1 protein-coding gene is annotated in these 1297 nt (G+C 68.6%); it reads left to right on the top strand.

Annotation, left to right across the window (positions count from 1 at the left end):
- Positions 1-66 precede the first annotated feature (66 nt).
- Positions 67-1268 (top strand): IS3 family transposase gene (locus IE94_RS0134200; RefSeq protein ID WP_425338001.1). Its coding sequence is split into 2 segments (ribosomal slippage): positions 67-352 and positions 352-1268, totalling 1203 coding nucleotides; the frame shifts between segments, so codons are not numbered across the junction.
- Positions 1269-1297 lie beyond the last annotated feature (29 nt).

Below are 1297 nucleotides of genomic sequence, written 5' to 3'. Positions count from 1 at the left end.
GGGCCTTGACCCCGGGTCTTGGACACCCGAGAGACTGGATCTTGAGTCCAGGAGAACGGATGTCCCGTGGTCATGAAGCACTATCCGCCGCAGTTCAAGGTGGACGCGGTCGCGTTGTACGAGTCGCGGCCGGAGGCGACGATCAGGTCGGTCGCCGCTGATCTGGGGATCAACCCGGAGACGTTGCGGAACTGGGTCCGGGCGGCCGGAGCGAGCCGGCCACGGGGACGCCGGACGCAGGCGCCCGCCGAGCCGCCCACGCCGCTGGAGGCGGAGAACGCGGCCCTGCGCAAGAAGGTCCGTGAACTGGAAGAAGAACGCGAGATCCTGCGGAAGGCTGCGAAGTATTTCGCCGGGGAGACGCGCTGGTGAACCGCTTCCAGTTCGTCGCCGACCACCAGCGCCGCCACGGCGTGAAGCGGCTGTGCACCATCCTGGGCATCGCCCGCTCGAGCTACTACTACTGGCGTGGCACCTCCGGGGACCGGGCCGCCCGGCAGGCGGCCGACGCCGCTCTCGCCGCACGGATACGGGCCGTGCACCGTGCCTCGGACGGCACCTACGGCGTCCCCAGGATCACCGCCGAGCTCCGCGAGGACGGCGAGCGGGTCAACCACAAGCGGATCGCCCGGGTGATGCGGAGCATCGGCCTGGCGGGTGTGCGGCTACGTCGCAGGCCACGCACCACCATCGCGGACCCGGCCGCGGCCAAGGCCCCGGACCTGATCGGCCGCGACTTCACCGCGAGTAAGCCGAACACCAAGTACGTCGGTGACATCACCTATCTCCCCGTGGACAGCGGGAAGTTCCTCTACCTGGCCACCGTCATCGACCTCGCCTCGCGCCGCCTTGCCGGCTGGGCGATCGCCGATCACATGCGCACGGAACTCGTCATCGATGCCCTGGACGCCGCGAGGCGCACCCGAGGCAGCCTTGCCGGAGCGATCATGCACACCGATCACGGCGCCCAGTACGTCAGCCGGGCCTTCGCCGACGCCTGCCGCCAGGCCGGCGTCCGTCAATCCATGAGTGCGGTCGGCAGCTCGGCGGACAACGCACTCGCCGAGTCCTTCAACGCCACGTTTAAACGGGAGACGCTCCAGGACCGCAAGCGCTGGTCCAGCGAGCGCGAAGCCCGCCTCGAGACGTTCCGCTGGCTGAACCGCTACAACACCCGACGCCGTCACTCCCGCCTCGGACACCGCAGCCCGATCGCTTACGAGATAGCGTCCGAAACAACATCAACTACGCTGACGCAAGCCGCATAACCCGTGTCCAGAACTCGGGGTCAAGGCCC

The sequence above is a fragment of the Streptomyces violaceorubidus genome, from assembly GCF_000717995.1.
In the GTDB taxonomy this organism is placed as follows: domain Bacteria; phylum Actinomycetota; class Actinomycetes; order Streptomycetales; family Streptomycetaceae; genus Streptomyces; species Streptomyces violaceorubidus.
The sequence above is the reverse complement of the archived record's forward strand: the minus strand, read 5'-3'. Positions and strand labels throughout refer to the sequence as shown.